The sequence below is a fragment of the Streptomyces sp. NPDC004721 genome (assembly GCF_053601495.1).
In genome coordinates, this window is the sequence record NZ_JBSGBZ010000061.1 from 38,397 (window position 1) to 44,396 (window position 6,000).

The window sequence follows — 6,000 nt, forward strand, 5'->3', positions numbered from 1 at the left end:
CGCGCCCGCTCAGCCCCGGCGGTCCATGTACTCGTACACCGTCCCGTCCGGGTGCAGGGCGATCAGGTTGCGGCCCACCGGTGTCGGGACCGGCCCGGCGACGATGTGCGCGCCGAGCCCGGTCAGCACCCGGTGAGCCTCGTCGACGTCCTCCACGGCTATCGTCGCCGTCACCTTGCGCAGCACCTCCAGCTGCGTCTCGGGGCCGCTCATCAGCAGGAAGCAGCCGACCGCGGCCACCTGGACGCCGCCCTGTTCGAAGCGGAGAGCTCTGGCGCCCGCGAGACCTTCGTAGAACGGGACGGCGGTGTCCAGATCGTTGACGCAGACGCGCAGGGTGGTTCCCAGAATCTCCATGCGCACGAGCGTAGTTGGGGGCGTCCGGGGAGGTGATCGTTTCACCGGATCGCCCGGCGACCCCCACCCCCTCCGCCACATCCCCGGACATCCCCGGACGGCGTTATGCGTACGCCTGTGCGGGTACTCGCGGTTCATGAAGGGCTTGGATCACCTGGAGCACTTGGACAAGCAACTGGTCGACGAACTGGCGCAGGTGGCGCGTGAGACGGTGCGCGACGAACTGCGCGACCAGACCCGCAGGCGGCGTCGCACCGCCACGCTCTACGCCGCGTCCGGCGCCGTCGCCCTGTACGCGGGCGCGGCTCTCGCGCTCGCCGTGGGGCTGGCCCTCGCGATCGGGCTGCCCGGCTGGGCCGCCGCACTGATCACCGCGGCGATCCTGGGCGCGGCGGCCTACGCGCTGCGCGAGGCCGCCCGGCCGTCGGCGCCGCGGCCCGCCCCGGACCGCGCCGCGGACCTCGCGGTCGGACACGACCCGGGCGTCCCGCCCGCGGGCGGCACCGGAGCGGTGGCGGGCACGGCCGGCGCGGCGGGCGCGGCCGGCAGGACGGCGGGTGCGGCGCACCCGCCCGTACCGCCGATGCCGCCCGCGCCTCCGTCCGGAGCGACCCGGCCGGAACGCCCCGGCGAGACCGACCCGGGAACGGACCACCGGGCCTGACACCGCGTCGCGTTCCCTGTCGCGTTTTCCGTCGTGTTCCGAACTGCGACCTGTTGGAGCGTGACATGACACCGGGCACCCGCTCGCCCCCGGCCCGCGGGCGCCCGTCCGTGTCCGCACCGCGGCAGCCGCGGGCGGCCGGCCCGGTGCCGGGAGACGTTTGGGTGCCCCGGCCAGGGGGACGCGGAAGGTTCCGCACCAGGTACGCGACCGCGCCGGAGGCGAACCGTGAGTCGACCCCGCATCGTGATCGTCGGCGCCGGCTTCGCCGGCTACCGCACGGCCCGGACCCTGTCCAGGATGTCCCGGGGCAAGGCCGACATCACCCTGCTGAACCCGACCGACTACTTCCTTTACCTGCCCCTGCTGCCCCAGGTCGCCGTGGGCCTCCTGGAGCCGCGCCGGACCGCCGTCTCCCTCGCCGGCACGCTGCGCCACGTACGGCTGGTGCTCGGCGAGGCCGACGCCATCGACATGGACGCGCGCACCGTGCACTACACCGGCCCCGAGGGCGGCGAGGGCACGCTGGCCTACGACCGGCTGGTGCTCGCCGTCGGCAGCGTCAACAAGCTGCTGCCGATCCCCGGCGTCGCCGAGCACGCGCACGGGTTCCGCGGCCTGCCCGAGGCCCTGTACCTGCGGGACCACATGACCCGCCAGATCGAACTGGCGAGCAGCGAGGACGACCCCGAGACCTGCTCGGCCCGCTGCACGTTCGTCGTCGTGGGCGCCGGCTACACCGGCACCGAGGTCGCCGCGCACGGGAAGATGTTCACCGACTCGCTGATGCGCAGGTACCCGCCCCGGCAGGGCATCCGGTCGCGCTGGCTGCTGCTGGACATCGCGCCCCGCGTGCTGCCCGAGCTGGACGAGCGGCTCTCGGCCACCGCCGACCGCGTGCTGCGGAGGCGGGGCGTCGAGGTGCGCATGGGCACCTCCGTGAAGGAGGCCACGCACGAAGGGGTGCTGCTGACGGACGGCGAGTTCGTCCGCAGCCGCACGCTCGTGTGGTGCGTCGGTGTACGGCCCGATCCGCTCGTGGAGAGCACCGGGCACCCGCTGGAGCGGGGACGGCTCGTCGTCGACCCCTTCCTCCAGGTGCCGGGGCGGCCGGAGGTGTTCGCGTGCGGGGACGCGGCCGCCGTGCCCGACCTGGACAACCCTGGCCGGTACACCCCGATGACCGCCCAGCACGCCTGGCGGCAGGGCAGGACCGCCGCGGTCAACGTCGCCGCCTCGCTCGGCGTCGGCGAGGCCCGCCCCTACCGTCACCGCGACCTGGGCTTCGTCGTGGACCTGGGCGGCGCGCAGGCCGCCGCCGACCCGCTCGGCGTCCCGCTGTCCGGGCCGGTGGCCGGCGCGGTCACCCGCGCCTACCACCTCGCGGCGATGCCCGGCAACCGCGTCCGGGTGGCCGCGGACTGGCTGCTGGACGCCGTACTGCCGCGCCAGTTCGTCCAGTTGGGCCTCGTACGGTCCTGGTCCGTGCCCCTGGACACGGCCTCCCCGGAGCTGGCCCGCGTACCGGGCGGGCCCGAGCGGCAGGCGAGGACGACGACCGGCTCCGAACCGGGAGAGCCGGCCGACGCCGCGCCCGGCGGGGCGCACCCCGCCCCCGGCCCGGTCAAGCGAGACGACATACCCGCGGAAGGAGACTCATGAACACCGACGAACTCGTCGAACTCGGCCAGCAACTGCGCGTCGACAGCGTGCGCGCCGCCGCCGCGGCGGGCTCCGGGCACCCCACGTCCTCCATGTCCGCCGCCGACATCATGGCGGTCCTGCTGGCGAACCATCTCCGCTACGACTTCGACCGGCCCGAGCACCCCGGCAACGACCGCTTCGTCCTGTCCAAGGGACACGCCTCCCCGCTGCTGTACTCCGCCTACAAGGCGGCGGGCGCCATCGACGACGAGGAACTGCTCACCTTCCGCAAGCTGGGCAGCCGCCTGGAAGGGCACCCCACCCCGCGACGGCTGCCGTGGGTGGAGACCGCCACCGGATCCCTCGGGCAGGGCCTGCCCATCGGCGTCGGGATCGCGCTCACCGGCAAGCGGCTGGACCACGCCGACTACCGCGTGTGGGTGCTGTGCGGGGACAGCGAGCTGGCCGAGGGCTCGATCTGGGAGGCCGCCGAGCACGCCGGGTACGAGCACCTGGACAACCTGACCGTGATCCTCGACGTCAACCGGCTCGGCCAGCGCGGCCCCACCCGGCACGGCCACGACCTGGACGCCTACGCCCGCCGCTTCCGCGCCTTCGACTGGCACACGATCGAGATCGAGGGCCACGACGTGGACGCCGTCGACCGCGCCTTCGGCGAGGCGATCTCCACGCGGGGGCAGCCCACCGCGATCATCGCCCGCACCTTCAAGGGCAGGGGCGTCAAGGACGCCGAGGACCGTGAGGGCCTGCACGGCAAGCCGCTGAAGGACCCCGACGAGGCGGTCGAGGAGCTGGGCGGCGTCCGGGACATCCGCGTCCGCGTGCACGAGCCGCGCTCGGCCCGTTCGCTGCACGCCGTGGGCGACGGCAACCTCGAACTGCCCCGCTGGGAGAAGGGCGAGAAGGTCGCCACCCGCGACGCCTACGGCCAGGCGCTCGCCGCGCTCGGCACCGCGCGCGGCGACGTCGTGGCCCTCGACGGCGAGGTCGGCGACTCCACCCGCTCGGAGTTCTTCGCCAAGGAGCACCCCGAGCGCTACTTCGAGTGCTACATCGCCGAGCAGCAGATGGTCGCCGCCGCCGTCGGGATGGCCCGGCGAGGCTGGGTGCCGTACGCCTCGACGTTCGCGGCCTTCCTGACCCGCGCGCACGACTTCGTACGGATGGCCTCCGTCAGCGGCTCCGGCATCAATCTCAACGGCTCCCACGCGGGCACGGCGATCGGCCAGGACGGACCCAGCCAGATGGGCCTGGAGGACCTGGCGATGATGCGCGCCGTCCACGGCTCGACCGTGCTCTACCCGTGCGACGCCAACCAGGCCGCCGAGCTCGTCGCACGGATGGCCGACCTGGACGGCGTCCGCTATCTGCGTACCTCGCGCGGGGCGAGCCCGGTGCTCTACGGGCCCGAGGAGGACTTCCCCGTCGGCGGCAGCAAGGTGCTGCGCTCCTCCGCACGGGACCGGCTGACCGTCGTCGCCGCGGGCGTCACCCTGCACGAGGCGCTCGCCGCCGCCGACGTCCTCGGCCAGGACGGCATCGCGGTCCGGGTGATCGACCTGTACTCGGTCAAACCGGTCGACCGCGACACGCTCCGGGAGGCCGCCGAGGACACCGGCTGCCTGCTCACCGTGGAGGACCACCACGCCGAGGGCGGCATCGGCGACGCCGTGCTCGACGCCTTCACCGACGGACGCCCGGTGCCGCGCCTGGTGCGGCTCGCCGTCCGGGAGATGCCGGGCTCGGCCTCCCCCGCCGAGCAGCTGCACGCCGCGGGCATCGACGCCGAGTCGATCGCGGCCGCCGCGCGGCTGCTGGTGGAGGAAGCGGTCGTGCGGTGAGTGACGGGGCGCCTACGGTACGCACTGGCTTTCCTCGGGGATTTCGCAACTATACGTGCGGGAAGCCCGCGTTCGTACAGGTTTGGCCGTGGAGCGTGCGGCCACCCGAAGAAGAAGAGGTGGCCATGGTGAAGAGAGAAAACACCGCGGAGTCGCAGGGTTCAGGAGAGTCGGTGTCCCGGCCGGGGCCGATGGAGGTGCTGCGCGAGGCGCGGGCCCAGTTCGCCGAGCTGACCGGTCTGACCGCCGAGTCCGTGACGACCTTCGAGCAGACGGAGGACGGCTGGTCGCTGGAGGTCGAGGTCCTGGAGTTGGCCCGGGTGCCCGACACCATGAGCCTGATGGCGAGCTACCAGGTGGAACTCGATCCGCGGGGCCGGCTCACCGGCTACCGGCGCCTGCACCGCTACGAACGCGGCCGCGCCGACGCCCACCGCTCCGGCGGCCGCTAGACCGGCCCTGGCCCGCGACTACGCCCGAAGAAGACCCCATAAACATGCAGCAGACACAGACAGGAGGCGCGGTTGGCATGACCGTTGTCCCGGCACAGACGTCCGGCGGCGGAGGCGGCAGCAGCGGCCTGTACGACGTACTGGAACTCGTCCTCGACCGGGGACTGGTGATCGACGCGTTCGTGCGGGTCTCCCTGGTCGGCATCGAGATCCTGAAGATCGACGTGCGGGTCGTCGTCGCCAGCGTCGACACCTACCTGCGCTTCGCCGAGGCCTGCAACCGGCTCGACCTGGAGGCCGGCCCGCACCGCACCCCCGGCCTGCCCGACCTGGTCGGCGAGGTCACCGAGTCCGGCGCGCGCGGCAAAGCCAAGGGCGCGCTGTCCGGCGCCGCGCAGACCGTCTCCGACGCCTTCCAGCAGGCCCGCCAGGAGCACGCGGACGAGAGCGGGGAGCGGCCGCGGGCCCGTAAGGCCCCGCCGGCCCGCCGGAAGGAGGAACAGGAGTGAGCACGTACGTCTACGCCATCACCACCGCCTCCCACCCGGCCCTGCCACGGGGCATGGGCGGTGTGGGGGAGCCGGCCCGGCCGGTGCGCGTGCTGGAGGCGGGTGGGCTGGCCGCGGTCGTCAGCGACGCACCCGAGGGGCTGCGTCCCAAACGTAGGGACCTGCTCGCCCATCAGGCCGTGCTCAGCGAGGCCGGTGCGGCCGGCTGTGTGCTGCCGATGCGGTTCGGCAGCGTCGCCCCCGACGACGACACCGTCACCGGCGTCCTGACCGAACGCGCCGGCCACTACCGTGAACGGCTGCGCGCCCTGGAGGGCAGGGTCGAGTACAACGTCAAGGCCAGCCACGTCGAGGACGCGGTCCTGCACCGCGTGATGGCCGAGAACCCCGAGATCCGCTCCCTGGCCGAGGCCAACCGGCGCTCCGGCGGCGGGGGTTACCAGGACAAGCTCCGGCTCGGCGAGCTGGTCGCGGCCGCCGTGCAGGCCCGCGAGGCCGACGACGCCCGCGAG

At 73.7% G+C, this 6,000-nt stretch carries 7 protein-coding genes; 6 read left to right on the plus strand and 1 reads right to left on the minus strand.

Going from position 1 to position 6,000, the window contains the following annotated elements; all coding sequences use genetic code 11:
* Window positions 1–9: 9 nt before the first annotated feature.
* Window positions 10–357 carry a VOC family protein gene (locus tag ACWEK3_RS35480; protein WP_450539764.1) on the minus strand — a complete coding sequence of 116 codons (348 nt, stop codon included), beginning with the start codon at window positions 355–357 and terminating at the stop codon, window positions 10–12.
* Window positions 358–493: 136 nt separating this feature from the next.
* On the opposite strand from ACWEK3_RS35480, the gene ACWEK3_RS35485 reads away from it, so the two are divergent.
* From ACWEK3_RS35485 to ACWEK3_RS35510, 6 genes are all read left to right on the plus strand, one after another.
* Window positions 494–1,021, plus strand: coding sequence for a phage holin family protein (locus ACWEK3_RS35485; RefSeq protein ID WP_453251574.1), 528 nt, complete (start codon window positions 494–496; stop codon window positions 1,019–1,021).
* 228 nt (window positions 1,022–1,249) lie between these two features.
* Entirely contained in the window at window positions 1,250–2,683 is a 1,434-nt protein-coding gene (locus tag ACWEK3_RS35490; protein ID WP_453251575.1) for an NAD(P)/FAD-dependent oxidoreductase, read from the plus strand.
* Entirely contained in the window at window positions 2,680–4,527 is a 1,848-nt protein-coding gene (locus tag ACWEK3_RS35495) for a transketolase (protein WP_450539768.1), read from the plus strand. Before ACWEK3_RS35490 ends, ACWEK3_RS35495 begins: the two co-directional genes overlap by 4 nt.
* A 125-nt stretch (window positions 4,528–4,652) precedes the next feature.
* The gene (locus tag ACWEK3_RS35500) at window positions 4,653–4,979 is read left to right on the plus strand and encodes a gas vesicle protein GvpO (protein ID WP_450539769.1); all 327 of its coding nucleotides are present in this window, start codon (window positions 4,653–4,655) and stop codon (window positions 4,977–4,979) included.
* A gap of 77 nt (window positions 4,980–5,056) precedes the next feature.
* Entirely contained in the window at window positions 5,057–5,488 is a 432-nt protein-coding gene (locus ACWEK3_RS35505) for a gas vesicle structural protein GvpA (protein ID WP_453251576.1), read from the plus strand.
* On the plus strand, window positions 5,485–6,000 hold a 516-nt coding region (locus ACWEK3_RS35510), incomplete at its 3' end, for a GvpL/GvpF family gas vesicle protein (RefSeq protein ID WP_453251577.1). The genes ACWEK3_RS35505 and ACWEK3_RS35510, both read left to right, overlap by 4 nt.

What these genes read in the sequence shown, in the direction of transcription:
- ACWEK3_RS35495 (WP_450539768.1), top strand. Translation starts at nt 2,680, where the DNA reads ATGAACACCGACGAACTCGTCGAACTCGGCCAGCAACTGCGCGTCGAC.
- ACWEK3_RS35505 (WP_453251576.1), top strand. Translation starts at nt 5,057, where the DNA reads ATGACCGTTGTCCCGGCACAGACGTCCGGCGGCGGAGGCGGCAGCAGC.
- ACWEK3_RS35500 (WP_450539769.1), top strand. Translation starts at nt 4,653, where the DNA reads ATGGTGAAGAGAGAAAACACCGCGGAGTCGCAGGGTTCAGGAGAGTCG.
- ACWEK3_RS35485 (WP_453251574.1), top strand. Translation starts at nt 494, where the DNA reads ATGAAGGGCTTGGATCACCTGGAGCACTTGGACAAGCAACTGGTCGAC.
- ACWEK3_RS35480 (WP_450539764.1), bottom strand. Translation starts at nt 357, where the DNA reads ATGGAGATTCTGGGAACCACCCTGCGCGTCTGCGTCAACGATCTGGAC.